This is a genomic window from Borborobacter arsenicus, from assembly GCF_003934165.1.
GTDB lineage: Bacteria > Pseudomonadota > Alphaproteobacteria > Rhizobiales > Rhizobiaceae > Pseudaminobacter > Pseudaminobacter arsenicus.
Genome location: NZ_RKST01000008.1, coordinates 225,547 through 251,495, shown reverse-complemented (window position 1 = coordinate 251,495; position 25,949 = coordinate 225,547). Strand labels below are relative to the sequence as shown.

Here is a 25,949-nt window from a genome sequence, read left to right as displayed (position 1 = left end):
CGCCCGCGGCGTCGGCCGGACTTGGCCGATGGTCCACATCGGCCGGCGCCGCCCTCCTGGCGGATCGCCTCGCCATCGGACAAACAGAACTGCTTTCGTATAACCATGAAAGGCTCTAGGCCGGCGCAGCCTTGCGATGAATTGAGCTGAGGGCACCGCCACAGGCTTGCTCGGTGGATACACGCCGCCTCGCTGCGAAAGGTGGGGTCAAGGCACTATTATGGACGTAGCTTCGATCCCGTCCTTAGCGGTTTGAAGTGTCGTCAAAGCCGCCCATCCCCATACCCAGGCCACCACCCACACCCATTCCCATGCCGCCACCACCACGGCCGGAGCCTCTTTCTGGACTTTTATTTTTCCCGCCAGCGCCGGACGGCCGTGTCGGGCCTTGCATGGGTATGTCCAGATCGGCGGGAATGGGAGCAAGGTCGAGCGCCTTGCGGATGAAGTCGCGAAGCGAGACGACGAGTTCGGCGGTATGCACCGGGTTGCCGGCAACCAGTTCCCGCGCTGCCCGCTCGGCCAGGCGCACCTGTTCCTCGGTACCAAGCAGAATGATGTCCGAAAGCGCTGCCTCGACTGCGTCCCTGATGCGCCGTGGGCGGTCCGATCCCGGTTCGGCAGTCATTTCGAGGCCTTCGGCCTGCTCTTCCTCGACTGCTGCCTGGTTGCCGCGCCGCAGGTCACGCAGATGGCGCGGATCGACGGTGAGATTGCCGGTAAACGAACCGCCCAGCGTCTTATACGCTGCAATCAGTGTGCGCAGGCGCTCGTTGATCTGCCGATTCATCCGTTCGCGACGTTGCTGGATCGTGAACATCATCAGCAGGCGGATTCCGATGCTGATGAGGGTGAAGAGGGCGACGCCGATCAATGTGACGAGAAGGCTGTGCCAGGATGTGAAATCAAAACCGCGCATGAGGCCTCGCTACTTCGATCTAATCGCCTTCGCTGGCAAATCACAACCGGTTCCGCAGCCGGCAGCAGGGAACGAGGCGGTGAATACCCCGGGGGACTTCGGCGAAGATTTCTTCACGAAACGCCGATATTCACAGAAGCCAATAAGCTTCTGTCCTGAAGTGTCGTTTTTGCTGTTGCTTCCTAACCCCGGAGAATATAGGGCTTCTGGCGGTTCGGAGTGTAGCGCAGCCCGGTAGCGCACTTGACTGGGGGTCAAGGGGTCGTGGGTTCGAATCCCGCCACTCCGACCAAATTTTCCCTTGAAGTCCCCTTCATTTTGGTCAGGGCGTCTGCTCCTATGGGACAGGCATGCGAGGGAGAAGTGCGATGATCAAGACCTGGTTCGAAAGCGCGCCGCGCCTGGTGGACGTGGCCATGGGGCGCACGCCGGCCGATATGGTCATCCGCAATGTGCGCTGGGTCAATGTCCATTCCGGCGAGATCATTCCGCAGACCGACATCGCCATTTCGGCGGGGCGATTCGCCTTTATCGGTCCGGATGCCAGCCATGCGGCCGCCGACACCACGCAGATCATAGAGGGTGCCGGCCGCTATGCCGTGCCGGGTCTGTGCGATGCGCATATGCATGTCGAAAGCGGCATGATCACCGTCAGCGAATTTGCGCGCGCGGTTATTCCGCATGGCACCACCTCGATGTTCATCGATCCGCACGAAATCGCCAATGTACTGGGCATGGGCGGCGTCAAGCTGATGCATGACGAGGCCGTCGGCCTGCCGGTCAATGTCTATGTCCAGATGCCGAGCTGCGTGCCAAGCGCGCCGGGGCTTGAAAATGCCGGCGCCAGTCTTGGCCCCGACGACGTACGCGAAGCCATGACATGGCCGAACATCATCGGCCTGGGCGAGATGATGAATTTCCCGGGCGTCGTGGCCGGCGACCGCAACATGCTGGACGAGATCGGTTTTACCCAGGCGGCGCACAAGACTGTCGGCGGGCATTATGCCTCGCGCGATCTCGGCCTGCCTTTCCACGCCTATGCGGCGGCAGGGCCTGCCGACGACCATGAAGGCACCAGCCTGGAGGATTGCATCGCGCGCGTTCGCCAGGGCATGCGGGCCATGCTGCGCCTCGGCTCGGCCTGGTACGATGTCGCCGCCCAGATCAAGGCAGTTACCGAACTCGGCCTTGATCCACGCAATTTCATCCTGTGCACCGACGACAGCCATTCCGGTACGCTGGTCCATGACGGGCACATGAACCGCGTGGTCCGGCACGCCATCGCTCAAGGACTGAAGCCGATCACCGCCATACAGATGGCCACGATCAACGCTGCGCAGCATTTTGGCCTCGAGCGCGAACTGGGTTCGATCACGCCTGGTCGCCGCGCCGACCTGGTGCTGACTTCCGATCTTGTCGGACTGCCGATCGAAATGGTGATCGGCAGGGGGCAGGTTCTGGCCGAGAATGGCAGGCTTGTCGCCGATATCCCCCGCTACGATTATCCGGCAAAGGCCAAGGATACGATGCGGCTCGGGAAAAAGCTTGGAGCGGCCGATTTCGATATTGCCGCTCCGCAAGGCGCCGCCGAAGTCACGGCGCGCGTCATCGGCGTCATCGAAAACCAGGCGCCGACGCGTGCTCTGGAACATCGGCTGCCGGTCAAGGCAGGTGTTGTTCAGATGGATCGCGCGGCCGATGTCTGCCAGATTGCACTGGTCGAGCGGCATCGGGCGACAGGCAACATCGCCAACGGCTTTGTCTCGGGCTTCGGCTACGACAAGCCATGCGCGATGGCGAGCACCGTTGCCCATGACAGCCATCACATGATCGTCGTGGGCACCGACAAGAAGGATATGGCGCTGGCGGCGAACCGCCTGGGCGAGGTTGGCGGCGGTGTGGTGCTGTTTTCTGGCGGACGCGAACTGGCATTGGTGAAGCTGCCGATCGCCGGCCTGATGTCCGACCAGCCGGCTGAGATCGTGGCAGATGAGGCGAACGCGCTGATAGAGGCCATGCGGCAATGCGGCTGCACGCTCAACAATGCCTATATGCAGCACTCGCTGCTGGCCTTGGTGGTGATACCGGAATTGCGGATTTCGGATATCGGCCTTGTCGACGTCACAAAATTCGTAGCCGTCGATGTGCTGGTGAGCTGAGCTGCCAAGGCCTGCGTTCGTAAGCCTTGCACGCAAAGGTGATGTCTCGCGTGCAAAGCGCCGGCAGTTAAGTTCCGGTTAGGGTCGACGCCTGATAATTCGCCGGGGCTATGCGAACGGGACTGTGGAATATGAAATCTTGTCTGCTCGCGGCATGGCTGACGCTGCTGGCGCCGATGGCGCAGTCGGGCGCGGAAACGTTTCTATGTGTGGGCGAGCGTGCGACCGGGTTCAACTGGACCGGTGCGGGCTGGCAGGTCGGCGAGGTAAACGCATCCGACAGGATCTTCGTCGTCCAGCCATCGAGCACGCTTGACGACTATACGGTGACGCGCATGGGCGACGCAGCACCCAGCCATTATTGCCCCGTGTTGCGGAGGCCCGATGCCTCGCTGCTGCTGTTTTGCGGCGGGCTTGGCAACGGCTTCACTTTTTCCTCGAAAACGCTGCGCTTTCAGGAAAATTACGGCATCGGCTACACCAATGCCGGCGACAGCAACGCCAACAGGCCGTATCTGCTGATCGGCAAATGCATCAGGCTCGAACTGCGCGGATCAGTCCGCTAAACTAGTGCCGTTCGGCCGGCGCGTGCTGCATGTTGGTGGCGGTATTCCAAGCCAATCGCGCCCCAGATCAGACCAAGCAGCAGGTAGAAATGCCGCCAGTGATCGGTATCGATGACGGTGCCGAGCGCGATATGACCGAGGAAAACCACATAGGCGCAGAGCAGATAGGGCTGCCACGGCCGATCACGAAACAGGATGCGGAAGCCGGCCGCCACGGTCCATAAGATCAGGATCAGGTAAGAAGCAAAGCCAAGCCAGCCATAGTCGAGCAAGGTCTTCAGCCAGATATTGTGGGTGTCTTCGCCATAGATCTGGCCGAAGACCAGCGGTCCGATGCCGAATGGTTTTTCCATCGCCAGCAGGAAGCCGATACCGTAGCGCGCGAAGCGACCGAGGCGGGCGCTGTCATAATCCTGGGCGAGTTGGGCGCGAACCGTAAACAGGTCGGACACGCTGGGAATCTGCAGCGCAATCAATAGAGCCAGCGCCAGGAACACGAAGGCTGCTATGCTCATGACGACGATGCGCAGACGAAATGCCCCGCTGCTGCTTTGCAGGAACAGGCCGATGGTCAGCAGCACCGACGAGGCGCCAAACAAGCCCCATGCGCCGCGCGAGAAGGAAAAGAAAATCCCGCCGACGATGATCAGAAGCGGAACGGCGTAGAGCAACATCTTGGCCGGGCGCCCTGTCAGCACTCTGTAAAGCAGGTAGATTCCCGGCAGTGTCAGGAATGGGCCGAAGACGTTGGGGTCCTGAAACGCCCCGGCTGCGCGCTCATATTTGGTGAACATCTCAGCGCCAGGAAAGGCGTGGAAATAGCCGAGGATTCCCAGCATGGAGGTCGCCACGGCGGCAGTGACATAGGCCGGGAAAATCACCCTGTAGAGGCCTGGGCGTGTCTCCGTCACGGCTGCGAAGAACACGGAGGTCAATGCCAGGAACAGCGACACCGCAAGGTAAAGCGGCGTGCTCATGAGGTCCGACATCTGGCTCATCGAGATCATGCCGCCGATGTTGAAGACGATCAGCAGCACCAGGAGCGGCGTCACCGAGCGCGACAGCCGCAGCCCGAACAACCCCCATATGGCAATCAGCCCCGCCATGTAGAGCTCGTAAGGCGCGGGCTCGTTGATGACGAAACCCGAAAGCAGGACGCCCAACGCAATTGCAGCAGCCGAGATCAGCGCGATGCGCTTGGCATTGATCGCCACGGATGGCAGGTCATGAGCAAGCGCGCTCAATAGGCGTTTTCCGTGTCGAGCAGGCGGATGGGCGTCAGTACGAGAATCTTCAGATCGACCCAAAGCGACCAGTTCTCGATATAATCGAGATCGTATTCGGTGCGCATGCGGATCTTTTCGTCGGTATCCATCTCGCCGCGCCAGCCATTGATCTGCGCCCAGCCGGTGACGCCGGGCTTGACCCGATGGCGGGCGAAATAGCCGTCGACGACTTCATTATAGAGCAGGTTGTGCGATTGCGCGGCGACGGCGTGCGGGCGCGGTCCGACCAGCGACAGGCTTCCGAACAGCGAATTGAAGAATTGCGGCAGTTCGTCGATCGAGGTCTTGCGGATGAAGCGTCCGACGCGCGTGACGCGAGGATCGTTCTTCGTTACGGCTTTCTTGGCGGTCGGGTCCGACATTTCCGTATACATCGAGCGGAACTTGTAGACTTCGATGACCTCGTTGTTGAAGCCGTGCCGCTTTTGCCGGAACAACACCGGACCCTTGCTGTCGAGCTTCACCGCAATGGCCGTCGCCAGCATGATGGGTGAGAAAATGATGATGCCAAGTAGGCTGAAGACAATGTCGAAGGCTCGCTTGGCAACCGAATCCCAATCGTTGATCGGCTTGTCGAAGATATCCAGCATCGGCACCGAACCGATGAAGGAATAGGCGCGCGGGCGAAATTGGAGCTGGTTGGAATGTGCCGACAGGCGGATATCGACCGGCAGCACCCAGAGTTTCTTGAGCAGCGATAGCACGCGCTTCTCGGCGGTGATCGGCAGCGAAACGATCAGCATGTCGATATGGGCTATGCGGGCAAACTCGATCAGCTCCGCGATATTGCCGAGCTTGGGATAGCCGGCGATGATCGGCGGGGAGCGCTTGTCGTCGCGATCATCGAAAATGCCGCAGATGCGGATATCGTTGTCGGGCTGGCGCTCAACCGCCCGAATCAAGGCCTCGGCAGCGCTGCCGCCGCCGACGATGACGGCGCGGCGTTCCATTGCACCATTGCGTGCCCAGCGGCGGATCAGGCGTGACATCAGCATCCGGCCGCTGAAAATCAGGATGAATCCGATCACATACCAGGCGCCGAACAGCAGCCGGGAAAAATCTCCGGAGATTTTCAGGAAGAACCCGGCGACAGCGAGAAACGCGAAGGTGCCCGACCATAACAGGAGCATGCGCCCTAGCTTGCCGAGCGGATGGATCAATGCGGGGATTTGATAAAGATCGCTGAGTTCGAACAGGACGACGGTCAGCAACGAGGCCCCGGCGATGATCAACGGGTATTGCCAGAACAGATGTGTCGTCAGGCCGACATGGTAAGCAAACAGACCGATGCCGAGGGCGGCAAGCAGGATGAATTCCACGATGCGCAGGATGCCGCTGACCATTACGGGCGACATCGTATCGCGCCGATATTGCGAAGCGACTTGCAGGGCGACCTTGTTGAGCCGCGCTGGTTTGCTGCCTTTTGCTGACTCGGTTTCGGATTTCCGAATGGCTTCGACCGAAAAACGGTGAGCTGGATTGATCTCGTTCATGAAAATGACCCGTACGCTTACGCGGTCATTACCAGAGATCAGCTAAGAAACTCTTGAAACAACTGATTGCTTTGAAAGGTCTTTGCTTCGGGCATGTCCTTGAAGCGCGGAATAATAAGCTGTTTCAATTTGCGCTGCCATGACATCGGCGCCGAACCGGGCCTTCATGGCGGCCAAGCTCGGCATCCTCTTGCAATAGGCTTCGGGATCAAGCAGTGCATCGCCCATCTTGCCTGCCAATTCGCTTGCAAGTGGGTGGACGAGAGCGGAAGACCCGGTATCGAAGATTTCGGGAATGCCGCCAACCGCCGTCGCAATCATCGGCATGCCTGCGGCCAGTGCCTCCAGAACGATATAAGGCATTGCTTCGGCGCGTGAGGGAACCACGATAAACCTTGCCAGAGCAAAGGCTTTTCTCGCTGGCATTGGGTCGAGAAACTGCACCCGCGCGGCAAGGCCTGCTTGCCTGATCTGTTCGTGATAGCGCGGAAGATCGTCGCCGCTGCCGACCATGACTGCGCTCACCGTGCGGCCGAGGCGATTTTCCACCAGGGCCAGCGCGGCGATGAACAGGTCAGGCCCCTTCAGGTCGCGCATCATGCCGATATAGAGGAAGTCGGCAGCGTTCTCGTCCGGGAGGACCGGGTCGAACTCCGTTGCGCGCAGGCCGTTATAGACAAGGCTGTGGGGGATGGTCGGAAGGCCGATCTTGCGCTGGAAAGTTCGCTGCTCATAGCCGGAGACGAACAACAGATGGTCGGTGAGCCGCTCCATCCATCGCTCCAGCCCGAAGAAGAACTTCCCGGTCGCGGTTGCTTCGTCATAGTGCAGGCTGCCGCCATGCGGCGAATAGAGGCGGGCTACGCGATACCTGGATACCCGCAACAGTGAGCCGAACACACGTGCATAGACGCCACCCTTGGCGCCATGCCCGTGAAGGACATCCGGCTTCAATTCCTTGATGATGCGATAACTGCGCCACGCGGCGGCGATATCGCCGGGGCCGATATGGCGCTGCATCGGCGTGCGCCAGATGCCAAGCGCAAGCAGATGCTGCATGTCGGCGAACAGACGCTCCTCATAATCGCCGCCGGTAGTCGAATCGCAAACGATCCCCACGGCGTGGCCGGCTGCGACCTGTGCTTCGGCGAGGTCACGGACATGACGGAAAATTCCACCGACCGGTGACCGGAAACAATGAACGATGCGAAGTTTTCCGGTCACGGCCTGTTCTGCCACTCAGAAGAGGCGTTCGCGAACATAGATGGTATCGCCCGGCAGCAGTGGGTCGGAGGTCAGCACCCTGCCGGTCATCACCTTGCCGTTGATGTCGCGCGTGATATCGACATTGGCCTGGTTAGCGCGGGGCGAGAAACCGCCGGCAATGGCGATGGCTTTCTGCACCGTGAGGCCGGGGACATAGGAGTATTGTCCGGCGGCGCCGACTTCACCCATCACGAAGATCGGGCGATAGCGGTCGATCTCGACCGACACGTCAGGACTGCGCAGGAAGCCTTGGCGCAGCTTGGCGGCAATGGTCGATTCCATCTGCTGGGCGGTGTTGCCGCGCGCCGGCACTGAGCCGATCAACGGCACGGCGATATAGCCGGACTGGTCCACGCTATAGGTGTTGGTCAGCCCTTCCTGCTCAAAGACGGTGACGCGGATGCGATCGCCAGCGTCGAGTCGGTAAGGCTGGTCGAGCACTTCATGGAACGCCGTCGGCGTCGGCCGGTAACTGGAGCAGCCCGCCAGTAACGTGGCTGCCAGAAGTGCGTGAAAGACAGGGCTCTTCATGACCGTGCGGCACCTTTGGCGTTTCACCGGATGTGCCGGCGAGTCTGTATGGTCGCCGTTATCATCCTGTTAGGGTTAATGGCCGGTAAAGGTGTGCGGCAAGTCCTGTGATATGGCGGGTAGAGATGCCGTGCAGCTCGGGGTTTCTTAACAACCGGTGGTGGCTGATGGGGCAATATTAACGGCTGAGTTACCATAGTTGTTTACCATGTGCCTTAGAACTGGAGCAGGGTGCATGTCGGTTACTCAATCCACTGCCAGCGATATAGATATCGATCTGGGAAAGCTGTTTTCCTCGCTTGCAAGAAACTGGCTGCGCATTCTGGTCGTGGCGCTCGCCATTGCGGGGTTGGTCTTCGTCATGGCCTGGATGGCTACGCCTCACTACAAGGCCGAAACCCGCCTGCTGATCGAAACACGCGAATCGGTATTCACCCGGCCTGATGCGACTGGCGACAACCAGCCCATCCTGGACGAGGAGGGTGTGACCAGCCAGGTGGAAGTGATTTCCTCCACGGACATACTCAAGCGGGTTGCGCGGCAGCTCAATTTGTCGAAATTGCCAGAGTTCGATTCGGCTGCAAACCTGTCGCTGCCAGCCCGGTTGCTGGTGATTGCCGGCCTGAAGAGCGACCCGACGGAAGTGCCGCCGGATGAGCGGGTGCTGAAAGCGTTCCGCGAAAAGCTCACGGTCTATCGTGTCGAGCGCTCGCGCGTCATCGTCATCGAGTTTTCGTCGGAAGATCCGAAGCTTGCCGCCGCGGTGCCCAACGCCATCGCCGATGCTTATCTTGCCGTCAGCCGCGACGCCAAGCTCGCCTCCAACTCCGACGCCACCGAATGGCTGGAGCCCGAAATCGCTGACCTTAGCAAGCGTGTGAAGGAAGCCGAGGCACGGGTGGCGGATTTCCGCGCCAAGTCGGATTTGCTTATCGGCCAGAACAATTCCGTTCTGGCCACGCAGCAACTTTCCGAGCTTTCCACCGAATTGTCGCGGGTTCGTGCGGGCAGGGCGGCTTCCGAGGCCAATGCCCAAAGCATGCGCCGCGCACTGGAAAAGGGTGGCTCGCTCGATGCGCTGCCGGAGGTGATGTCGTCGCCGCTTATCCAGCGGCTTCGCGAACGGCAGGTGCAGCTCAAATCCGACATTGCGGACCTGTCCACGACATTGCTTGAAAACCACCCGCGTATCCGCGCCCTCAAATCGCAACTTACGGATCTCGATGCGCAGATGGTCGTCGAGGCCCGGAATATATTGAAGGGCATCGTGACCGAGGTGCAGACGGCCATGCTGCGCGAGACCCAGTTGACGGCCGACCTGAATCAATTAAAGGCGGCATCGGCGCGCGCCGGCGAGCAGGAGGTGGAGCTGCGCGCGCTGGAGCGTGACGCCGCCTCGCAGCGGCAATTGCTCGAATCCTATATGACGCGCTACCGCGAAGCCGCCTCGCGCCAGGACCGCAACTATCTGCCGGTTGATGCGCGCGTCTTTTCGCGCGCCATTGCACCGTCGGAGCCATATTTTCCCAAGATCGTTCCGATGGTCGGCGCAGCTTTCATCGGCTCGCTGCTGATCATGGCCGTCATCACGCTCTTACAGGAACTGTTCTCGGGCCGGGCCATGCGGGCTGCTCCGGGGGCACGTTTCGAGCCGGTGGAGCAGGTGAAGATGCCGGTGGTGAATGCGCAGGCTGACGATGACAGCGATGCTCCGGCGCCGGTCGCGCCAGATGGCGAAAGTGTCGGGCCCGATTGGATAACCGACGAGATCGGGATCGTACGTGCCGCCGAAAAGCTGATTGCCGAAGGAACCATGCGGGCTGTTTTCGTTTCGCCGCAGGGTGACGAGGCGGCAGCCGCCGCGGTGATGGTTGCGCGCGAGGTATCGGATGCCGGCCTGCGCGTGCTGCTGCTTGACCTCACCACCGGCGGTGCCGCCTCGCAGCCGATGCTGGACAGCGTCAGGTTTCCCGGCATCACCAATCTTCTGGCAACCGGCGCGCAGTTCAACAATGTCATCCACGGCGATCTCTATTCTGATTGCCATGTGATTCCGATCGGCACCGACGATCCCGAGCAGGCGATGCGGGCTGCGGATCGGTTGCCGATCATCCTCGAATCGCTGACCACGGCCTATGATCTGGTGGTGATCGAATGCGGCATCATCGATGCCAACGGTATTCGCCGGCTGGTCGGCGAAAACACCGAGATATTCGTCAGCGTACTCGAGCCGGGCAATCAGGTGACTGCCACAGCCGAGGACCTGAAAGCAGGTGGCTATCAGGGCTTCATCATGGTGACGCCGGCCGGCTATGACGCTCCGGACTTTCCCCGGCCGAGTCGCAACGTGGCGTAACGAAAGGTGGTCAGGTCGTCAGGACATCGGCTTGCCGGGTTTCCCAGCAAGACGCTTCCTGAGTGATTTTGCCAGCCGCCAGGCAATTGGACTGTTTTTTATCGCGGCCTTGAGCCGAGCTGCCGCTTTCAGGCCGGCCGTATAGAGGCGGCCCTTGCCGGAAAGCGGCATGACGATATCGACATGGCGGGTTTCTATATCGCACCAGAGCCGCTTATAGGGCTCGTCGCCGACGCCGAAGTCGTAGATGTCATAGCCGGTTTCGCAAGCTTGCTGGATATTCTCGTAAAAAAGGAATTCGCCCGGGCTGCTTGCGGCAAGCTCATCGTCATATATGCCGCCGAATTCGCAGATGAGGCGTCGGCCGAATCGGCTTGTACCGGTAACCGCGCGCAGCTTTCCCCCGACTTCCAATCCCTCCAGGGTGAATATCGGCGCATCCGCACCAGGGGGCCTGGTGAAAAGGGCGTGGAAGAAATTCCGGATGCCGTCATCTGCGAAGACGTCGGCGACGCCCATTGCGCGAAAGCGCTTTGCCTTCATATCCAGGAAGGCGTCCATTAGCCGGCGTGTGTCGCTGGCAGATTGGGCAACGATCCGTCGGAAGCCGCCTGCGGCCTCGAATTTCCTTGTCTGCGAACGGTGCTTCTTGCGTTTGCGCCGTGCACTGCTTTGTCCGAGCACGGCATCGAAGCCATTCCGAAGGTCGACGCTGAGCGCGATATTGGGGCTTTGCGCATGAGGCAGGAACAGAAGCGGGTTGGCATGGCCATCGAGATCGGTAACGGATCGTTCGAGTACGAGCGCGTCTATGTCCGGCCTTGCCGCAGCTATCGCTTCGGCCAGAGCCTGGACGGCCGACCTGTCGCCTGATGCCAGCCACGCAGGCGAGGCGGCAGGGAAATTGCCATTGGCATGCGACCCGCCCATGAAGCGCGCAATCCGGAACGGTCCGGCTCGCGCAATCTCCAATGCGAGGGCGAAAACCGGCCGTCCTTGTTCGCAAACGCTTGCGATCAGGCTGTCGGATTGCAACTGCTCGACCCAGTTCTGCACCCAATGCGCGCTTTGCGCGGGCGCGTGGAGGGCTTCGCGGCACAGGTTCCGATAGGCTAAAAGAGCTTCGGTGGAAGCTGCGGAAACCACGATGCGAGGGAATGCTGGCATACCGCCTGCCGGTCGGCCCGAGCCGGCCGTTTCACTTTCGCCGGAAAAGGCGGCGTCAATCATACCTCAATCCTTAGCGGCTATGTCTGGCTGCCGACTGGTGATCCAAGCCGCGAACGTAGGGGCAAATGGTGAATTAATGATCGACGCAGGCGACATGATGCGCAGGCTGGCGCTGAATGCCGTGAGCTATGGCGGTCTTGCCCGGCTGGCACGCCCGCTGCTCGGTGGCGCTGGCGTGATCCTGATGCTGCATCGCGTCACCGCCGATCCTGCCAGCGCAACGGGGGCAAACCGCCACCTCGCCATCACGCCTGATTTTCTTGATGCCGTCCTGGGCGACATGAAGGAGGCTGGATTTGAGTTCGTGACGCTTGACGAGGCTCTTGATCGCCTCGCCCAAACACCCGGCAGTCAGCGTTTTGCCACCGTTACTGCCGACGACGGCTACCGCGACAATCTGCTTGAAGCACTGCCCGTGCTGGAAAAGCATCACGTGCCGATGACAATCTATATCGCGCCTGGGCTGATCGACGGGGTGGTCGATCTGTGGTGGGAGGTGGTGGAGGAGATCGTCAATGCCGGTCAGCCGGTGTCGTTGAAGACATCCGACGGGCCGATGCTCCTCGACTGTTCGGAGCCCGCCACGCGCGCTGCCACAAGCCGACGCCTGCAGACCTTCCTGACCACCGAAGTGCGTGAAGAAGATCAAAGGCACGTTCTTCGCGATTTCGCTCGATCCTGCGGCATCGATCCGGATGTGACGCGCCGGCACCTTCTGATGAACTGGGATGAGATACGTACCATCGCCTCGCATCCGCTGATCACCATCGGCGCCCATACCGTTCATCACTACAGCCTGAAGCGACTGGAGGATGAACGGGCTCGTAGCGAGATTGACGAGGCCGGTCATATTCTTGCTGCGCGGCTCGGTGCACAGCCGCGCCATATGGCCTATCCCTATGGCTATGCGGCCGCCGTTGGCGAGCGGGAGGTCGAGTTGGCCGCGGCCGCTGGCTATGCATCCGCCGTGACCACCCGCCATGGCCTGCTTCGGCCGGATCATGCCCGCCATTTGCACGCGCTGCCGCGCCTTTCGCTCAACGGCCGTTATCAGAAACTGACCTATATCCGCGCCATGCTTTCTGGTATCACGACGCCGCTGGCCAATGGTGGGAAGCTCGTGGTTTCCGTGTAACTCCAGCTTTCGCGTTGACTTTGCGCCAAACTTCGCCTAATCAGCCGCCAGCACCGGGCCACGACGCCCGGTGTTTCATTTGACGTGTCCCGTGGACTTTTTCCGCAATGCGTGCGTGGGAAGTCCTGTCAGGCCTGCCGAAAGGTGGCCAGAGGAGGGCGCGTTTCCTTCGCTCGAAACATCGGGTTTCGAGCGTATCGTTTTGAAAGGGAATGCGATGAGCAAGCGCGAATCCGCGAAATACAAGATCGACCGCCGCCTTGGTGAAAATATCTGGGGCCGTCCGAAGTCCCCGGTCAACAAGCGTGAATATGGCCCCGGCCAGCACGGCCAGCGCCGCAAGGGCAAGCTTTCGGACTTCGGGCTGCAGCTGCGCGCCAAGCAGAAGCTCAAGGGCCACTACGGCGATATCTCGGAAAAGCAGTTCCGCAAGATCTATGAGGAAGCCAACCGCCGCAAGGGCGATACCCCGGAGAACCTGATCGGCCTGCTGGAGTCGCGGCTTGACGCGATCGTTTATCGCGCAAAGTTCGTTCCGACCATCTTTGCTGCGCGCCAGTTCGTCAATCACGGCCACGTCAACGTCAATGGCCGCCGGGTCAATATCGGCTCCTATCGCTGCAAGGCCGGCGACGTGATCGAGGTGCGCGAGAAGTCGAAGCAGCTCGCGATCGTGCTGGAAGCCGTGCAGCTCGCCGAGCGTGACGTGCCGGATTACATCGAAGTCGACCACAACAAGATGGTGGCGACCTATGGCCGTGTGCCGAGCCTGTCGGACGTGCCGTTCGCCGTCCAGATGGAGCCGAATCTGGTCATCGAATTCTATTCGCGCTGATTTCGTCTCACATATGCAGAATTCGAAAAGGCCACCTTCGGGTGGCCTTTTCTTTGGCTGCTGCTTTCAGTATTCAAAAGCCGATAACGAACTGGGCGTGACATGACCTTGTTGCTGGAACCGATTGCCGAAGCTGCCGGTGATGCCTGTCATGCCATGTTTCGTGATGTCCCGACCTCGGTCGAATTCAACAAGCTGCGCAAGCGCCTGCTGCGGCTGGCACGGCAGGCCATTGAGGATTTCTCGATGGTGAAGCCAGGTGAACGCTGGCTCGTCGCGCTTTCCGGAGGCAAGGATTCCTACGGCCTTCTGGCCGTTCTGCTGGACTTGAAGTGGCGCGGCGTGCTGCCGGTCGAGCTGATCGCCTGCAATCTCGATCAGGGGCAGCCGAATTTCCCCAAGCACATATTGCCAGATTTTCTCGACCGTTACGGTATCCGGCACAGGATCGAATACCGCGATACCTATTCGATCGTCACCGACAAGATCGGGGAGGGGGCAACCTATTGCTCGCTCTGCTCGCGGCTACGGCGCGGGCATCTCTATCGCATCGCGCGGGAAGAGGGCTGCTCATCACTGGTTCTGGGCCACCATCGCGAGGATATTCTGGAGACCTTCTTCATGAACCTCTTCCATGGCGGCCGGCTCGCGGCGATGCCGCCGAAATTGTTGAATGACGAAGGCGATGTAATGGTGCTGCGGCCGCTCAGCTATTGTGCGGAGGCGGATCTGGCCAAGTTCGCCGAGGCGATGGCGTTTCCGATCATTCCCTGCGACCTGTGCGGCAGCCAGGACGGATTGCAGCGCAATATCATGAAGGCGATGCTGGACGATATCGAAAGGCGCATGCCGGGCCGCAAGGACACGATGATCCGCGCGTTGACCAATGTGCGGCCGAGCCATCTGCTCGACCGCAAGCTGTTCGATTTCGCCAATTTGAGCGCTGGCGGAAACGAGGAGCAGCCGTCTGCCGACTGAGTTATCTGGTCGGCTGGCTGTGCGGTTGGAACAGCTTTCCCTTCTCAGCGATGATCACGAAAATCAGGCCGACAAGTGAAACGCCGAGGAAGCCCGCCCCGAGCGGCGTCGTGGTGCCGTCAAAGGCCTGACCCAGCGCAGCGCCGATCAATCCGCCGCCGGCCGTGCCCATGAAGCCGAGAACCGATGACGCCGTGCCGGCGACATGGCCCAGCGGTTCCATCGCCAGCGCGTTGAAATTCGAGCCGATCAGGCCGAACTGGAACATCGCCAGTGCGAAAAGCAGCAGGAACAGCGCAAACGGGATGGTCCCGAACAGCGACAACACGAACCAGAGACCGCTGACGGTCATGAAACCGATGAGCGCACCATGCGAGATCCTGCGCATGCCGAAACGGCCGACCAGTCGTGAATTGAGATAGGACGACAGCGCCATGAAGGCGGCAACCGCGGCGAAAGCCACCGGGAACCATGCCCCGAGATTGTAAATGCCAACATAGATTTGCTGGGCCGAATTGATGAAGCCGAACAGTGCGCCGAAGATGAAGGCCGAAGCCAGCGTGTAGCACAGCGCGACACGATCACCGAGCACGATACCGAAGGCCTGAAGGATCGACTTGACCGTGAACGGCCGCTTGTCTGCCGGATCTAGCGTTTCAGGCAGGCGCATCCTCATCCACAGGGTGATGGCCAGTCCCATTATCGCCATGAACACGAAGATCAGGTGCCAATCGCCGAAAAGCATGATGACCTGGCCGGTGGCCGGCGCGATCACCGGCACGATCATGAATATCATCATGACCAGCGACATGACTTCGGCCATCTGCCGGCCGCCGAAAACGTCGCGAATAATGGAAACCGTTATCACCCGTGTCGCAGCCGAACCGATGCCGTGGATAAAGCGCATCAGGAGCAGCGTGTCGAAACTTGGCGCGAAGGCGCCGGCAAGGGCGGCGACAATATAAATGCCAAGCCCGACCATCATCGGCAGCCTGCGGCCGAACCGATCGGCCAGCGGCCCATAAAGGAGTTGCGCGATGGCAAACCCCATCAGATAGGCGGAAATGACATATTGGCGATGGTTCTCGCTCTCGACGCCGAGACTGGCGCCGATTTCCTGTAAGCCCGGCAGCATGATGTCTATTGCGAGTGCGTTCAATGCCATCAGCATGGCCATCAAGGCGATGAACTCGGGCTTGCCCATGCCTTGAAGACGTGGCGGCTTGATTGCTAGCGACGATGCATCCATTAGCTCACTCGAAAATATCTATCTCAGAAGACGGCAAAAGGCGCCGGGGCCGCCGGCGCCTTTTGAAAGAGTTCGGATAGTTAGAGAGAATCCGACCCTTGCTGGGGACTATGCGGCCTTGATGGCGACGCCTTTTCCTTCAAACAGGGATTGAAGTTCACCGGCCTGGAACATCTCGCGGACGATATCGCAGCCGCCGACAAACTCACCCTTGACGTAAAGCTGGGGGATGGTCGGCCAGTTGGAATAGTCCTTGATGCCCTGGCGCAATTCGCTCGAGGTCAGCACGTCGATGCCTTTGTAATCGACGCCGATATAGTCAAGAATCTGGACGACCTGCCCGGAAAAGCCACATTGCGGAAAGCCCGGCGTGCCCTTCATGAACAGGACGACGTCGTTGTTCTTGACTTCATTGCCGATGAACTCGCTGATTCCGCTCATTTTTCTGTCCTAGCTGTGCCCTTTGGAGCCCTATGCTCCCCAATTTGGTCTGCTCTATGTATCACTCCGGGGCGCTGGTTTGAAGGGCAAGCGCGTGGAGAGCGCCGCCCATATTGCCCTTGAGCGCGTCATAGACCATCTGGTGCTGCTGTACGCGGCTCTTGCCACGAAAGCTTTCGGCGACCACTTCGGCTGCGTAGTGGTCACCATCTCCGGCAAGGTCGCGAATGGTCACCTTGGCATCGGGGATGCCTTCCTTGATCAAACGTTCGATATCGTGCGGGTCCATTGCCATCGTGCGATTCCTGTTCAATCGCCCATGAACCGTGGAAACCATGATTCGTGGGCTTCGGTCATTGCGGCCAGAGGTATCGCACGGGCCCCGCCGAGTTTCAATTCGCGGCCGCCCGTTGTCCCGATCTGTGGCGCAAGGATGCCGCTGTCCTTGAGGCGCTCGGCATTAAACCATTCCAGGCGCTCGCGCGGGATCGTCACCAGATAGCGGCCCTGATCCTCACCAAAGAAGATAGGTATGGGCGACAAGCCGTTCAATTGGCTGACCTCAGCTCCGATGCCAGAAGCCATTGCCATTTCCGCGAGCGCCACGGCCAGGCCACCGTCGGAAAGGTCGTGAACCACAGTGACGATGCCTTCCGCGATTAGGCCGCGAACGAAGTCGCCGACCTTCTTTTCATGGGCAAGATCGACCGGCGGCGGTGTTCCGTCGGTGCGGCCGTGTATGTCGCGCATATAGACGGATTGGCCCAGATGCGTGCCCCACTCGGCCGGCGCACCGACGAGCAGGATCGCTTCGCCTTCGGCAGCAAAGCCGATCCGCGCCATTTTAGACCAGTCGTGGATGAGGCCGACGCCACCGATGGTTGGCGTGGGCAGAATGGCCTGGCCGTTGGTCTCGTTGTAGAGCGAGACATTGCCGGAGACGATCGGGAAGCCGAGCGTGCGGCAGGCTTCGCCGATGCCTTCGATTGCCTTGACCAGTTGCCCCATGATCTCCGGGCGCTCCGGATTGCCGAAATTGAGATTGTCAGTAGCGGCGAGCGGCAGCGCGCCAACGGCAGTGAGGTTGCGCCAGCACTCCGCCACCGCTTGCTTGCCGCCTTCATAGGGGTCGGCCTCGCAATAGCGCGGCGTGACATCGGAGGAGAAGGCGAGCGCCTTGGTTGCGTGGCCTTCCACACGCACGACGCCTGCGTCACCACCGGGAATTTGCAGCGAGTTGCCCTGAATCAGCGTGTCGTACTGCTCCCAGACCCAGCGGCGGCTGGAAAGATTGGCGCTGCCGAGCAACTTCAGCAAAGCATCGGCGACATCTGCCTGAGGAATATCGTCCTTGGCCAGCGGGGCAGGCTTCTTCGGCTCGATCCACGGCCGGTCATATTCAGGCGCCTGGTCGCCAAGATCCTTGATCGGCAGGTTGGCGACTTCTTCGCCCTGGTGGAGGATGCGGAAGCGCAGATCGTCGGTTGTCTTGCCGACAATGGCGAAATCCAGGCCCCATTTGCGGAAGATCGCCTCGGCTTCTTCCTCTTTTTCCGGGCGCAGCACCATCAGCATGCGCTCCTGGCTTTCCGACAGCATCATCTCATAGGCGGACATCTGCTCTTCGCGCACCGGCACGGTGTCGAGATCGAGTTCGATACCGAGATCGCCCTTGGCGCCCATTTCCACCGCCGAACAGGTGAGGCCGGCGGCCCCCATGTCCTGGATGGCGATGACGGCGCCCGACGCCATCAATTCAAGACATGCCTCCAGCAGGCACTTTTCGGTGAAGGGGTCGCCGACCTGAACGGTTGGCCGCTTCTCGTCGATTTTGTCGTCGAATTCGGCGGACGCCATGGTCGCGCCGCCGACGCCATCGCGGCCGGTCTTGGCGCCGAGATAGACGACCGGCAGGCCGACGCCCTTGGCCTCGGAAAGGAAGATTGCGTTCGTCTTGGCCAGACCCGCCGCAAACGCATTGACCAGGATGTTACCGTTGTAGCGGGCGTCGAAATCGACCTCGCCGCCGACGGTCGGCACGCCAAATGCATTGCCATAGCCGCCAATGCCGGAAACCACGCCGGAAACCAGATGCCGGGTCTTGGGGTGGTCGGGCTCGCCAAAGCGCAGCGCATTCATTGCCGCGATCGGCCGTGCGCCCATAGTGAAGACGTCGCGCAATATGCCGCCGACGCCGGTCGCCGCACCCTGATAGGGCTCGATATAGGAGGGGTGGTTGTGGCTCTCCATCTTGAAGACCACGCAATCGCCATCGCCGATATCGACGACGCCGGCATTCTCGCCCGGGCCCTGGATTACTACTTCGCCTTTGGTGGGAAGGGTGCGCAGCCACTTCTTAGACGATTTGTAGGAGCAATGCTCGTTCCACATCGCTGAGAAGATGCCAAGCTCGGTGAAGGTCGGCTCACGCCCGACCAGATCGAGGATGCGCTGGTATTCGTCCGGCTTCAGGCCGTGCGCGGCGATCAGTTCATCGGTGATCTTGACGGTATTGGAAATGGTCATGGCTCTGTCCGGCCCCAGCAACGGGAAATAGTTTCAGGGTCTAGAAAATGCAGCGACCGGCGAGGGCTGGCCGCAGGTTCATTCGGGTTATATCAGGCGCTTGTGCCGCAGTCGCTACCGCCGGCAGCCCAGCGTTTCACATCCGCGTTGACGCGCGTGCCAAGCGGCTCATCCAACAGAGGGCCGAACATATCGACGCGGCTTGAGTTTCCGCTCGCCTGAACGACGAGCAGCGGCAGGCCGCCATAGTTCCTGGCTGGCACCAGCAGGAAGCGCGGCGTGCCGGTCATCGAGTTCAGTTCATTGGCCATGCGATAGGACTTGAAGGCGGGGTCCTTGCTGGCGAACCAGCATTTATGCGCGGCGATGGCGACCGTTTCCATGCTCCTGAGCGAGGCGCTCTTGCCGGACTGCGAGGTTCCGCTGCTCTTGGAGCCGGATTGACACGCGCCAAGCATCAACAGACACGACAGGGTAGCGGCTAGCGTGGCGACGGTGGTCAGACGCAAATTCTTGATCTCTTCAGCGGCATATGGGAATTTGGCTTGAAATCAGGCCTCGGTCAAAATACGGGACTGCTCTCCCAGAACGCTCTCGAACAGGCCGCGGCCATCGCTGCCGCCATGGGCGTGCTCGATCAGGTTTTCCGGGTGCGGCATCAGGCCGAGCACATTGCCGCCCTCGTTCATGATGCCGGCAATATCGTTGATCGAGCCATTGGGATTGGTGCCTTCGGCATAGCGGAACACCACCTGGCCTTCGCCTTCGAGCCGCGCCAGCGTCTCGGGATCGGCGAAGTAGTTTCCGTCATGATGCGCGACAGGGCAGCGGATGATCTGGCCGGCGCTATAGCTGCGGGTAAAGGCCGTATTGGCATTGGCGACCTGCAGCTTCACTTCGCGGCACACGAATTTCAGCGAGGCGTTGCGCATCAGCGCGCCGGGCAGCATGCCGGCCTCGACCAGGATCTGGAAGCCGTTGCACACGCCGATGACCATGACGCCCTTGGCCGCCTTTTCAGCCACGGCCCGCATTACTGGCATGCGCGCGGCAATGGCGCCGCAACGCAGATAGTCTCCATAGGAGAAACCACCCGGAATGACGATCAGGTCAACGTCGGGGATTTCGGTATCGGTCTGCCAGATGGTGAGCGGCGGCTTGCCGCCGATCTTGGTCAGTGCCGCGATCATGTCGCGGTCACGATTGAGGCCAGGGAGGACAACGACGGCTGATTTCATGAGTTGTGATCGAAAGGTTTCTGGGCTTCGGCGAGTTCGCGCAGTTCAAGACGACGTTCAATGCGATCGAGGCGTTCGTCGTGGCGGGCAAGGATGCCATAGATATTATGAATGTCGGTTTGAATGCCGATCATATGGCCGCGGATGACGTTCAATTCCTTCTTGACCTCGGACACATCCTGTCGAAGCTCGGAAATCTCATGATGCATCCGCTTCATAAGCTCATACATCAGATCATTCGTGACTTCGGTCATTACGCCCTCGCACAACCTCAGGTAATCGTCACACTATAGTTCTCAATCACCGTATTGGCGAGGAGCTTGTCGCACATGGCCTTGAGGTCGGCTTCCGCCTTGGCCTTGTCTGTGCCTTCAAGCTCCAGGTCGAACACCTTGCCCTGGCGCACGGAACCGACGCCGCTGAAGCCCAGGCCATCGAGCGCATGTTCGATCGCCTTGCCTTGCGGGTCGAGAACGCCGTTCTTGAGGGTTACGGTGACGCGGGCCTTGATCATGCTTGCTACGCTTATTTTAGTGATGACCGACAGGTCGTTCAATGCGGCTTGCCCTTCGGCCCTTCGGCCGAAGCGACCAGGATCGGACCCGAGGGCCTTGGCGGCTCGTTCTCGTTCATGATGCCGAGACGACGCGCGACCTCCTGATAGGCCTCGACGAGGCCGCCCATGTCGCGGCGAAACCGGTCCTTGTCGAGCTTGTCCTGGGTGTTGACGTCCCAAAGCCTGCACGAATCCGGAGAAATCTCGTCGGCTACGACGATGCGCATCATGTCGCCCTCGAACAGGCGCCCGCATTCGATCTTGAAGTCGACCAGCTGGATGCCGACGCCGAGGAACAGGCCGGAGAGGAAATCGTTGACGCGGATGGCAAGCGCCATGATGTCGTCGATTTCCTGCGGGCTCGCCCAGCCGAAAGCGGTGATGTGTTCTTCCGACACCATCGGATCGTCCAGCGCATCAGCCTTGTAGTAGAACTCGATGATCGAGCGCGGCAGCACAGTGCCTTCCTCGATGCCGAGGCGCTTGGCCAGCGAGCCGGCCGCGACGTTGCGCACCACGACTTCGAGCGGGATGATCTCGACTTCCTTGATCAGCTGCTCGCGCATGTTCAGCCGCCGGATGAAGTGGGTGGGAATGCCCATGCGGTTGAGATGGTTGAAAATATGCTCGGAGATGCGGTTATTGAGCACACCCTTGCCGTCAACCACGTCATGCTTCTTCTTGTTGAAGGCGGTGGCGTCGTCCTTGAAGAACTGGATCAGCGTTCCCGGTTCCGGTCCTTCATAAAGTATCTTGGCCTTGCCTTCATAAATACGGCGGCGATTTTTCATGTCGTTTTCTCTGAATCCGGAGCAGGCCGTGCGCGGCGGCCTTTGCAACGCGCGCAAAACGCGGCGATTTAAAGTTCAAGCGGTCTCTATCCCAAACGCGCCGGTTGCTCAATCGGCAAATCTTGCCAATCAACCGGATTCCCGTGCGACATAGGCGTCCGGCGCATATTGACCACAGCGCCGCCTTTTGATTTGTGCTTGAAAAGCCACATTCATTGGCCACGAATCGCAATCTCAGCTGGAGACTACGACATGACCAACATGAAAGACCGTCAGGAAGGCTTCGAAAAGAAGTTTGCCATGGACGAGGAACAGCGGTTCAAGGCGATGGCACGTCGTAACAGGCTGCTTGGCCTTTGGGCGGCCGAAAAGCTGGGCAAGACCGGTGACGATGCCGAGGCCTATGCGAAGGAAGTGGTTGCCGCCGACTTCCAGGAGGCGGGAGACCATGATGTGTTCCGAAAGGTTCGCGGTGACTTCGATGCCGCTGGCGTCGAACAGTCCGACCACCAGATCCGCCGCACCATGGACGAATTGCTGGCGACGGCGGTAGAGCAGGTAAAGAACAGCTGAGCCTGCGGTTCGAAGGCGGAAAGCTGTCAATGTGAATGGCAGCTTATCGCGCCTTGGAAGCGGGCGACCGGGGGAACGACCATGACATTTGCATCGCGACTTGCAGCCGGTGAAACGCTGTTCACCTCATGGTCGGGCATTCCTGATGCGATCACGGTGGAAGTGGTCGCCTCCCTCGGCTTTGATGCAGTAACGCTCGACATGCAGCATGGCGGACACCATGAAGACAGCGTGCTTCGTGGAATAGCGCCAATACAGCATGCCAATCGGCATCCCGTCGTGCGCATCCCTGTCGGACGCTGGGATATGGCGAGCCGCGCACTGGATTTCGGCGCGGAGGCCGTGATCGCGCCGATGGTCAATTCCGTGGCGGATGCGCAGCGCTTTGCAGCCGCCATGAAATATCCGCCCGTGGGCGAGCGGTCCTGGGGTCCTACCTTCGCCATGCCACGGGCCGGCGGAGGTGACGCTAAGAACTGGCTACGGGAAAGCAATGCCGGAACCGTCTCCTTCGCCATGATCGAGACGAAGGCGGCGTTGGCCGCACTGGACGGCATATTGGAAACGCCGGGCATTGACGGGATTTTTGTCGGGCCGGCCGATTTCTCTATCGCCTGGACCGATGGCGCAACGGTCGACTCGACCCTTGAGGAGATGATGGAAACCATCACTTCCATTGCCTCGCGCACCAGGGCAGCCGGCAAGCATGCCGGCATGTATGTGGTGGATGCGGGTATGTGTGGGCGTTTTGTCGGGATGGGCTACAACCTGCTGGCGATAGGGGCGGAGCATCGCTACATGGCGCTCGGGGCCGAAGCCTTGCTCAGCGCGGCACGCAACTCGATACGATAGCCGTTTCCTCGCTGCGGAACGCCCGTATAGCCCCTCGGCTAAAGGTTGGTCAGGAAGTTCGCGAACGCCATAGACCCTTCCGGCCATGGCCCATAGCCGGCATCGGAATTGATATGGCCTGCCTCGCCGGCATGGATGAGGCGAGCGCCCCAAGCTTCTGCGATTTCGGCGGCAATCTCCTGCGAACAGAACGGATCGTTGCTGCTTGAGACCACCACGGTGGGAAAGGGCAGTTTCTCGCGGGGATAGGGGCCGAACGTCATCAGATGCTTAGGCCGGATATCGGAATTGGCCACGTCGGGCGGAGCCACGAAAAACGCGCCCGCGATCGGCTTTTCAAAACGCGGAATTGCGTGGATGACAGTCGGCACGCCGAGCGAGTGAGCGATAAACACCACCGGCCGTTCGGCCTCGTTGACCGCCCTGACTACCGCCTCCGTCCAATCTTCGCGCACCGGCTTGGACCATTCGGCCTGTTCCACCCGTCGCGCAGTCGACAGTTTCTGTTCCCAGCGCGTCTGCCAGTGATCCGGACCGGAATTGGTGTAACCCGGAACGATGAGGATATCTGCGTCCTTGACCTTCATGCCGCGCATGTAGCGTTCGTCGTGGCATGCCGCAATACTGAACAGCGTGTTTCCGGTTTGCATGCTTGTGTATTTGCCCTCCCGACATGATGTTAAGCTGGAAAATAACAGCATCCTTTGAGGGCAGGCCTTGCAGGTTACACGACGTCAATTCGCTGTTGCGACCGCGCTGTTGACCGTCGCAACGCCGGGCAAGGGCCGTACGGAGCCAGAGATGAGCCAAATTCCATTTGCCGCCACAAGGCCGGTCAGCGTCGCCCGTGTCGGCTTGAAGGCCTGGGATGCGGAAACCGTCGCATCCTATTATCGGCAGGTCGTCGGTCTCGAAGAACTTTCCCGAGACGCCAGCGCGATCACGCTCGGTGTGGGCAGTCGCGCTTTACTGGAGATCGAGGCGGATAAATCAGCGAAACCGGACGATCCGCGCGGCGCCGGCCTGTTCCACACCGCGTTCCTGCTGCCGTCGCGTGCCGATCTCGGCCGCTGGATCAAACATGCCATTGCCAACAAAATCGGCGTGGACGGCGCATCGGATCATCTGGTCAGCGAGGCGCTTTATCTCACCGACCCGGAAGGCAATGGCATCGAAATCTATGTCGACCGCCCGCATGAGACATGGAACTGGCAGGGCTCGCAGGTCGATATGGCGACCAATCAGCTCGACATTCAAAGTATCGTCGATTCCGTGCCGGCCGGTAGTCCTGACTGGAAAGGCGCGCCGGAAAACAGCGTCGTCGGCCATGTCCATCTGCGCGTCGGTGATCCGGCGGAAGCGGAACGCTGGTGGAATAGCGAGATGGGCTTCGACACCGTCAAGAATTATGGCGCGCAGGCCGTCTTCCTGTCCTCGGGCGGTTACCATCACCACATCGGCGCAAATTCCTGGCAGAGCCAAGGGGCAGGGCGCCGTGACGAGAGCCGCACCGGACTGACTTTCGTAGAAATGCGGTCAGCAAAAGCCACGGCCGAGGAGATTCGCGAAGACCCGTGGGGCACGGTCATCCGCACTGTGCCGGATCGGGCGTAAGTTGGAATAGAGGCTGAGGCCGGATGCCTGCCTCAGCTTTCTCCAAACACGCGCTTGAAGATCGTATCCACATGCTTGGTGTGGTAGCCAAGGTCAAACTTCTCGCGGATTTCATCCTCTGAAAGCGCCGCGGTAACTTCCTTGTCGGAAAGAAGTTCGGCAAGGAAATCAGCGCCTTGTTCCCACACCTTCATGGCGTTTCTCTGCACCAGGCGATAGGCGTCTTCCCGTGACACCCCGGCTTGGGTCAGCGCCAGCAGCACGCGCTGCGAATGCACCAGCCCGCGGAACTTGTTCAGATTCTTCAGCATGTTGTCGGGGTATATCACCAGCTTCTCGATGACGCCGGCGAGCCGGTTCAGCGCGAAGTCGAGCGTGATCGTGGTGTCGGGGCCAATGGCACGCTCGACGCTCGAATGGCTGATGTCGCGCTCGTGCCAGAGCGCCACGTTTTCCATCGCCGGCGTGACGGACATGCGCACGAGGCGGGCAAGGCCGGTGAGGTTTTCGGTCAGCACCGGGTTGCGCTTGTGCGGCATGGCCGAGGAGCCCTTCTGGCCGGGCGAGAAGAATTCTTCCGCCTCCAGCACCTCGGTGCGCTGCATGTGACGGATCTCGATAGCAATGTTCTCCATCGACGAGGCGATGACGCCCAGCGTGGCAAAGAACATGGCGTGCCGGTCACGCGGGATGACCTGCGTGGAAACCGGCTCGGGTGCGAGACCGAGCTTCGCGCAGACATATTCCTCGACGGACGGATCGATGTTGGCGAAGGTGCCGACCGCGCCGGAAATGGCGCCGGTGGCGATTTCGGCGCGCGCGGCGACCAGACGTGCGCGGCTGCGCGCCATTTCGGCATGGAAGCGGGCGAAGGTCAGTCCCATCGTGGTCGGCTCGGCATGGATGCCGTGGCTGCGGCCGATGCGGATCGTGTCCTTGTGCTCGAAGGCGCGGGTCTTCAGCGCGGCCAGCACGCGGTCCATGTCTGCCAGCAGCAGGTCGGCAGCGCGCACGAGCTGAATGTTGAGCGTGGTGTCGAGCACGTCCGAAGAGGTCATGCCCTGATGGACGAAGCGGGCGTCAGGGCCGATGAACTCGGCCAGATGGGTCAGGAAGGCGATCACGTCATGCTTGGTGACGGCCTCGATCTCGTCAATGCGTGCGACGTCGAACTTGGCCGCGCCGCCCTTTTCCCAGATGGTCTTTGCCGCTTCCTTCGGGATGACGCCGATCTCGGCCAGCGCGTCGCAGGCATAGGCCTCGATCTCGAACCAGATGCGAAATTTGGTTTCCGGCGACCAGATGGCCACCATTTCGGGGCGCGAATAGCGAGGGATCATATCGGCGTGTCCATG

General features: G+C 60.4%; 26 protein-coding genes and 1 tRNA gene. 10 read left to right on the top strand and 17 right to left on the bottom strand.

All coding sequences use genetic code 11. The features are described from left to right. Positions 1-244 precede the first annotated feature (244 nt). On the bottom strand, positions 245-919 hold the full coding sequence (locus EET67_RS14825; RefSeq protein WP_128626953.1) for a hypothetical protein: 675 nt from the start codon (positions 917-919) through the stop codon (positions 245-247). 215 nt (positions 920-1,134) lie between these two features. Between EET67_RS14825 and EET67_RS14820 the strand changes: the two genes are divergently transcribed. From EET67_RS14820 to EET67_RS14810, 3 genes are all read left to right on the top strand, one after another. Further along, a tRNA-Pro gene (locus tag EET67_RS14820) sits at positions 1,135-1,211 on the top strand. 76 nt (positions 1,212-1,287) lie between these two features. Continuing rightward, on the top strand, positions 1,288-3,078 hold the full coding sequence (gene ade, locus EET67_RS14815; protein WP_128626952.1) for an adenine deaminase: 1,791 nt from the start codon (positions 1,288-1,290) through the stop codon (positions 3,076-3,078). Positions 3,079-3,209: 131 nt separating this feature from the next. Next, on the top strand, positions 3,210-3,644 hold the full coding sequence (locus tag EET67_RS14810; RefSeq protein ID WP_128626951.1) for a hypothetical protein: 435 nt from the start codon (positions 3,210-3,212) through the stop codon (positions 3,642-3,644). On the opposite strand, the gene EET67_RS14805 is transcribed toward EET67_RS14810, so the two are convergent. From EET67_RS14805 to EET67_RS14790, 4 genes are read right to left on the bottom strand one after another with little or no spacing between them, the layout of a single operon-like run. After that, positions 3,641-4,888: an O-antigen ligase family protein gene (locus EET67_RS14805; protein WP_128626950.1), complete on the bottom strand. Its 1,248-nt coding sequence runs from the start codon at positions 4,886-4,888 to the stop codon at positions 3,641-3,643. The two genes, EET67_RS14810 and EET67_RS14805, sit on opposite strands and share 4 nt — an antisense overlap. Next, a complete protein-coding gene (locus EET67_RS14800) occupies positions 4,885-6,423 on the bottom strand; it encodes an undecaprenyl-phosphate glucose phosphotransferase (RefSeq protein WP_128626949.1) in 1,539 nt (512 codons plus the stop codon). Before EET67_RS14800 ends, EET67_RS14805 begins: the two co-directional genes overlap by 4 nt. Positions 6,424-6,465: 42 nt before the next feature. Then, positions 6,466-7,647 carry a glycosyltransferase family 4 protein gene (locus EET67_RS14795; RefSeq protein WP_128626948.1) on the bottom strand — a complete coding sequence of 394 codons (1,182 nt, stop codon included), beginning with the start codon at positions 7,645-7,647 and terminating at the stop codon, positions 6,466-6,468. Between the two features lie 15 nt (positions 7,648-7,662). Continuing rightward, positions 7,663-8,220 carry a polysaccharide biosynthesis/export family protein gene (locus EET67_RS14790; RefSeq protein ID WP_128626947.1) on the bottom strand — a complete coding sequence of 186 codons (558 nt, stop codon included), beginning with the start codon at positions 8,218-8,220 and terminating at the stop codon, positions 7,663-7,665. Between the two features lie 235 nt (positions 8,221-8,455). Between EET67_RS14790 and EET67_RS14785 the strand changes: the two genes are divergently transcribed. Then, positions 8,456-10,576, top strand: a complete 2,121-nt coding sequence (locus tag EET67_RS14785) for a GumC family protein (RefSeq protein WP_128626946.1) — start codon at positions 8,456-8,458, stop codon at positions 10,574-10,576. Positions 10,577-10,594: 18 nt separating this feature from the next. Here EET67_RS14785 and EET67_RS14780 read toward each other — a convergent pair whose 3' ends face one another. After that, positions 10,595-11,806 carry a GNAT family N-acetyltransferase gene (locus tag EET67_RS14780; protein ID WP_128626945.1) on the bottom strand — a complete coding sequence of 404 codons (1,212 nt, stop codon included), beginning with the start codon at positions 11,804-11,806 and terminating at the stop codon, positions 10,595-10,597. 76 nt (positions 11,807-11,882) lie between these two features. Here EET67_RS14780 and EET67_RS14775 point away from each other — a divergent pair, with 76 nt between their 5' ends. The 3 genes from EET67_RS14775 (at position 11,883) to ttcA (ending at position 14,754) form a co-directional block, all read left to right on the top strand. Beyond that, positions 11,883-12,941, top strand: a complete 1,059-nt coding sequence (locus EET67_RS14775) for a polysaccharide deacetylase family protein (protein ID WP_128626944.1) — start codon at positions 11,883-11,885, stop codon at positions 12,939-12,941. A gap of 217 nt (positions 12,942-13,158) precedes the next feature. Next, positions 13,159-13,776, top strand: coding sequence for a 30S ribosomal protein S4 (gene rpsD, locus EET67_RS14770; RefSeq protein WP_128626943.1), 618 nt, complete (start codon positions 13,159-13,161; stop codon positions 13,774-13,776). A 102-nt stretch (positions 13,777-13,878) separates the two neighbouring features. Continuing rightward, positions 13,879-14,754 carry a tRNA 2-thiocytidine(32) synthetase TtcA gene (gene ttcA / locus EET67_RS14765; RefSeq protein ID WP_128626942.1) on the top strand — a complete coding sequence of 292 codons (876 nt, stop codon included), beginning with the start codon at positions 13,879-13,881 and terminating at the stop codon, positions 14,752-14,754. Position 14,755: 1 nt separating this feature from the next. Here ttcA and EET67_RS14760 read toward each other — a convergent pair whose 3' ends face one another. From EET67_RS14760 to purC, 9 genes are all read right to left on the bottom strand, one after another. Then, a complete protein-coding gene (locus tag EET67_RS14760) occupies positions 14,756-15,958 on the bottom strand; it encodes a multidrug effflux MFS transporter (protein WP_128626973.1) in 1,203 nt (400 codons plus the stop codon). A gap of 153 nt (positions 15,959-16,111) precedes the next feature. Next, a complete protein-coding gene (grxD, locus tag EET67_RS14755) occupies positions 16,112-16,444 on the bottom strand; it encodes a Grx4 family monothiol glutaredoxin (protein WP_128626941.1) in 333 nt (110 codons plus the stop codon). A 61-nt stretch (positions 16,445-16,505) separates the two neighbouring features. Next, complete coding sequence (locus tag EET67_RS14750; RefSeq protein ID WP_128626940.1) at positions 16,506-16,739, bottom strand: BolA family protein; 234 nt, start codon at positions 16,737-16,739, stop codon at positions 16,506-16,508. 14 nt (positions 16,740-16,753) lie between these two features. Then, positions 16,754-18,970, bottom strand: a complete 2,217-nt coding sequence (gene purL, locus EET67_RS14745) for a phosphoribosylformylglycinamidine synthase subunit PurL (RefSeq protein ID WP_128626939.1) — start codon at positions 18,968-18,970, stop codon at positions 16,754-16,756. Between the two features lie 92 nt (positions 18,971-19,062). Further along, a complete protein-coding gene (locus tag EET67_RS14740; RefSeq protein WP_128626972.1) occupies positions 19,063-19,428 on the bottom strand; it encodes a hypothetical protein in 366 nt (121 codons plus the stop codon). Between the two features lie 93 nt (positions 19,429-19,521). Then, the gene (purQ, locus tag EET67_RS14735; protein ID WP_128626938.1) at positions 19,522-20,208 is read right to left on the bottom strand and encodes a phosphoribosylformylglycinamidine synthase subunit PurQ; all 687 of its coding nucleotides are present in this window, start codon (positions 20,206-20,208) and stop codon (positions 19,522-19,524) included. Beyond that, positions 20,205-20,462, bottom strand: a complete 258-nt coding sequence (locus EET67_RS14730) for a hypothetical protein (RefSeq protein WP_128626937.1) — start codon at positions 20,460-20,462, stop codon at positions 20,205-20,207. The genes purQ and EET67_RS14730 overlap by 4 nt, the downstream gene beginning before the upstream one ends. A 17-nt stretch (positions 20,463-20,479) precedes the next feature. Continuing rightward, positions 20,480-20,722: a phosphoribosylformylglycinamidine synthase subunit PurS gene (gene purS, locus EET67_RS14725; RefSeq protein ID WP_128626936.1), complete on the bottom strand. Its 243-nt coding sequence runs from the start codon at positions 20,720-20,722 to the stop codon at positions 20,480-20,482. Between the two features lie 38 nt (positions 20,723-20,760). Next, a complete protein-coding gene (purC, locus tag EET67_RS14720; RefSeq protein WP_128626935.1) occupies positions 20,761-21,555 on the bottom strand; it encodes a phosphoribosylaminoimidazolesuccinocarboxamide synthase in 795 nt (264 codons plus the stop codon). Between the two features lie 252 nt (positions 21,556-21,807). Between purC and EET67_RS14715 the strand changes: the two genes are divergently transcribed. Both EET67_RS14715 and EET67_RS14710 read left to right on the top strand, forming a co-directional pair. After that, complete coding sequence (locus EET67_RS14715; protein ID WP_128626934.1) at positions 21,808-22,128, top strand: DUF1476 domain-containing protein; 321 nt, start codon at positions 21,808-21,810, stop codon at positions 22,126-22,128. 81 nt (positions 22,129-22,209) lie between these two features. Further along, positions 22,210-22,980, top strand: coding sequence for an HpcH/HpaI aldolase family protein (locus EET67_RS14710; RefSeq protein ID WP_128626933.1), 771 nt, complete (start codon positions 22,210-22,212; stop codon positions 22,978-22,980). Positions 22,981-23,018: 38 nt separating this feature from the next. Here EET67_RS14710 and EET67_RS14705 read toward each other — a convergent pair whose 3' ends face one another. Continuing rightward, entirely contained in the window at positions 23,019-23,567 is a 549-nt protein-coding gene (locus EET67_RS14705; RefSeq protein ID WP_210211129.1) for an RBBP9/YdeN family alpha/beta hydrolase, read from the bottom strand. Positions 23,568-23,781: 214 nt separating this feature from the next. Between EET67_RS14705 and EET67_RS14700 the strand changes: the two genes are divergently transcribed. Continuing rightward, on the top strand, positions 23,782-24,594 hold the full coding sequence (locus EET67_RS14700) for a VOC family protein (protein ID WP_128626932.1): 813 nt from the start codon (positions 23,782-23,784) through the stop codon (positions 24,592-24,594). A 32-nt stretch (positions 24,595-24,626) separates the two neighbouring features. Here the strand turns inward: EET67_RS14700 and purB are convergent, their stop codons facing one another. After that, entirely contained in the window at positions 24,627-25,934 is a 1,308-nt protein-coding gene (purB, locus tag EET67_RS14695) for an adenylosuccinate lyase (RefSeq protein ID WP_128626931.1), read from the bottom strand. Positions 25,935-25,949 lie beyond the last annotated feature (15 nt).